The sequence below is a fragment of the Actinomycetota bacterium genome, from assembly GCA_005774595.1.
Taxonomy (GTDB): Bacteria; Actinomycetota; Coriobacteriia; order Anaerosomatales; family D1FN1-002; genus D1FN1-002.
In genome coordinates this window covers 1-3968 of record VAUM01000179.1, presented here as the reverse complement: position 1 = coordinate 3968, position 3968 = coordinate 1, and the positions used below count along the sequence as shown (strand labels likewise).

Genomic DNA, 3968 nt, shown 5'->3' with positions numbered 1-3968 from the left:
GGGCGGGGCGCCTCGTCCGCCTGATCGAGGGCGCCGAGGGCGTGACCGCGCTGCCCGCGTACGACGTCGAGCTGTTCTTCGACGGCAACTCCAAGTTCTCGGCGCTCAAGCGCGACCTCGCGGCGGCGGCCGACACGATCGACCTGCAGTACTTCATGTGGTCGCAGGACCGCCTGACCACCGAGATCACGGACATCCTCATCGAGCGTATCGCCGCCGGCGTGGAGGTGCGGCTGCTCTACGACGTCGTCGGCAGCCTGATCTTCCGCAAGGACGAGGTCAGACGGCTGCGCGCCGCCGGTGCGAAGGTCCGCGTCGTGTGGAGTGGCGCGGGCAAGCTGTTCTACCGCGACCATCGCAAGATCGTGGTCATCGACGGGACGCTCGGCTACACCGGCGGGCTGAACGTGGGCCTGCGGTACGTGGACGGTGTGCGCAGGCACCCCGGGTGGCGGGACACGCACGTGAGGTTCAAAGGCCCGGCCGTGGCCGACCTGCAGAAGCTGTTCGCGATCTTCTGGCTCGAGGTGACCGGCGAGGACCTGTTCACGGAGCGCTTCTTCCCGGCCGAGTACCCGGAGACCGGGCGTGCGTCGCTCGCCCAAGTCGTGTCCACAGCCGCCGACGAGCCGTGGGAGCCGGCGCGACGCGCCTACGTGGCGACGATGTCCGAGGCGACCGAGCGCCTCTGGATCCAGTCGCCCGACTACGTGCCGAACCCGGAGGCGCATGCGGCGCTCGTCGCGGCGGCGCTCTCCGGCCTCGACGTACGCCTCATGATCACGGGGTGGACGGACCGCCCCGTCTACAACTGGGCGACCGAGTGGTACCTCGCGTCGCTGCTCGACGCCGGCGTCGTCATCCACCGCCAGCGCGAGGGGTGCATGCACGCCAAGACGCTGACCGTCGACGACTACCTCGTCGTGGTCGGCAGCATGAACCTCGACGTGCGCAGCCTGTCCATGCACAAGGAGGTCGCGGTCTGGTTCTACGACCCCGCGGTCGTCGCCGAGAACGAGGCCGCGTTCCTGCGCGACATGGAGGGCTGCTCGGTCGTCACGCGCGAGATGGTCGAGAGCTGGCCGTGGCCGCGACGGCTGCGCAACGCCGCCGCGCGCCTCGTGTCCACGCTGATGTAGGCGCCGCGCCGGGCGCGCCGGGTATGGACACGCCCGGGTCCTGCGTTTGCGCGTATACTCGTGCCTCGCCCGCTCGAAGCCGCACGTGACGGGGGACGGACGCGATGCCCGCAGCCAGCGAACACGACCTCGAGCCCGATCAGCCGCAGCCGACGCTCGTCGTCATCACCGGCATGTCCGGCGCCGGCCGCACGCAGACGATCCACACCTTCGAGGACGTCGGCTACTTCTGCATCGACAACCTGCCGCCGTCGCTGATCGGCCAGGTCGTGGGCCTCACGCACCTCGAGGGCAGCCGCGTGCGCCGCATCGCCATCGTGTGCGACGTGCGCGCGCTCGAGTTCTTCGCTGAGCTCACCGGTGAGCTCACCCGCCTCAAGGCCGAAGGCGTCCCGCTGCACGTGCTCTTCCTCGAGGCCGACGACGAGACGCTCGTCAACCGCTTCAAGGAGACGCGCCGCCGCCATCCGCTCGGCGAGGAGGGTTCGGTCGCCGAGGGCATCCGGGCTGAGCGCGAGGCGCTCGCCGAGGTCCGCGCGATGGCCGACGTCGTCATCGACACGAGCCACATGTCGCCGACCAAGCTGCGCGACCAGATCCGCCACCGGTTCTTCGGCGAGTCGCTCACGCAGACGCTCGCGGTCTCGGTCTCGTCGTTCGGGTTCAAGTACGACGGTGCGCCTCGCGACGCCGACATCGTCATGGACGTGCGCTTCCTGCCGAACCCCTACTACGTCGACGAGCTGCGCGACCTCGACGGCTGCGACGATCCGGTGCGCCGGTTCGTGCTCGAGCGCAAGGAGACCGAGGACTTCGAGCGCAAGTGGTTCGGGCTTCTGAAGTTCCTCGCGCCGCACTACGTCGCCGAGGGCCGAAGCCACCTGTCGATCGCGCTCGGTTGCACGGGCGGCAAGCACCGCAGCGTGGTGCTGGCCGAGCGGACCGCCGGGATGCTCCGCGGACGCGGCTACACCGTCACCGTCACGCACCGCGACATCGGCCGTGGGGGCGCTGCGTGACGCGCACGGCCGTCGCCATCGGCGGGGGCACGGGCCTGCCCGCGGTCCTGCGCGGCCTGCTCGGCCTCGGCTACGACGTCACCGCGGTGGTCACGGTGGCCGACGACGGCGGCTCGTCCGGCCTGCTCCGCCGCGAGCTCGGCATGCTGCCGCCCGGCGACGCCCGCAACTGCCTCGTGGCCCTCGCCGATCCCGACAGCACGCTTGCCCGCGTGTTCGCGTACCGCTTCCCGCACGGCGAGAGCCTCGCCGGCCATGCGCTCGGCAACCTCGTGATCGCCGCGCTCGCCGACATCCGCGGCGGCTTCCCGGAGGCGCTGTCCGCGGCTGCCGAGCTGCTCGGCGCGCGCGGGCGCGTGCTCCCGTCGACGCTCGCGGACGTGCGCCTGCACGCGGTCGACGCAGCCGGTAGTGAGGTCGCGGGGCAGGTCAACGTGGCTCACAGCGACGCGCCGGTGGAGATGGTCTACCTCGAGCCGGCCGACCCCCCCGCGTACGCGCCTGCGGTCGAGGCGATCGCCGAGGCGGACGCGGTCGTCATCGGCCCGGGCTCGCTGTACACGTCGATCCTGCCGAACTTCCTCGTCGCCGGCGTCGCCGACGCGCTCCGCGCGTGCCGCGGGCGGCGCGTCTACGTCTGCAACGTGGCCAACCAGCGCGGCGAGACCGGCGGCATGGATGCCGCCGATCACGTCGCGGCGCTGGTCGGCCACGGCCTCGGCGGCGCGATCGACACCGTCATCGTCCACGAGCGCGCGGACGCGCCGCCCGCGGCGGACTCCGTCCTCGGCGACGCCGCGACGCGAGAGCGCATCGCCGCCCTCGGGCTCGAGGCCCGCGCGTTCGACGTGATCGACCCCGCGAACCCGCTGCACCACTCGGCCGCCTTGCTGCAGGCCGCGCTGGCGGAGGTGCTGTAGCCGTGTCGTTCACCGCGGAGGTGAAAGACGAGCTCTCGCGCGTCGAGGGCAAGCGCGTGTGCTGCCCCAAGGCGGAGCTCGCCGCGCTCGTGCGGGTGGAGGGGACGCTGCACTTCACCGGCAACGAGCGCGTCCGCCTCGAGATCGCCACCGAGACCGCGCCGGTCGCGCGCAAGACCATCAAGCTGCTGCATGGCCTCTACGGCCTCACCACCGAACTCACGGTCCGGCGCTCGACCCTGCACCGCGCGAACAACTACCTGATCACGGTGCCGACCCAGCCCAAGCTCGCCGGCGCGTTGCGCGACCTCGGCGTGCTCGGCGCCGACTTCGGGCTCGCCGGCCACGTGCCGCCCGCGCTCGTGAGGCGCGACTGCTGCGCGCAGGCGTACCTGCGCGGGGCGTTCCTCGGCGGCGGGTTCGTCGCGGACCCGCACGGCGACTTCCACTTCGAGCTGACGACCGAGACGCGCGACATCGCCGACGACCTGGTCGGCCTGCTCGCGCGCTTCGACATCGAGGCGCGCGTGACGCGGCGCCGCGGCCTGCACGCCGTCTACCTGAAGGGCGCCGAGCCGATCGTCACGTTCCTCGCGCTCGCGGGCGCGCACTCGGCGCTGCTGCGCACAGAGGACGTGCGGATCTTCAAGGGCGTGCGCAACGAGGTGAACCGGCTGGTCAACGCCGAGACCGCCAACCTCCACAAGGCCGCCGACGCCGCGGCCGCGCAGATCGAGTGCATCCGCCGCCTGGCCGCCGACCCGGGGCTCGACGCGCTGCCGCCCGCACTGCGCGAGCTGGCCGAGCTGCGACTCGCGAATCCCGACGCCAACCTGCGGGAACTCGGCGAGCTGGCGGACCCGCCGCTGTCGAAATCGGCGGTGTACCAT

4 protein-coding genes are annotated in these 3968 nt (G+C 72.0%); all 4 read left to right on the top strand.

Going from position 1 to position 3968, the window contains the following annotated elements; translation table 11 throughout:
- Positions 1–1139, top strand: a 1139-nt coding sequence (locus FDZ70_07400) for a hypothetical protein (protein ID TLM74026.1), incomplete at its 5' end; no start/stop codon positions are given.
- A gap of 104 nt (positions 1140–1243) precedes the next feature.
- Positions 1244–2158, top strand: coding sequence for an RNase adapter RapZ (gene rapZ / locus FDZ70_07395; protein ID TLM74025.1), 915 nt, complete (start codon positions 1244–1246; stop codon positions 2156–2158).
- On the top strand, positions 2038–3078 hold the full coding sequence (locus FDZ70_07390; GenBank protein ID TLM74024.1) for a YvcK family protein: 1041 nt from the start codon (positions 2038–2040) through the stop codon (positions 3076–3078). Before rapZ ends, FDZ70_07390 begins: the two co-directional genes overlap by 121 nt.
- A gap of 2 nt (positions 3079–3080) precedes the next feature.
- Positions 3081–3968: DNA-binding protein WhiA (whiA, locus tag FDZ70_07385; protein ID TLM74023.1), on the top strand; the 888-nt coding region annotated here is incomplete at its 3' end.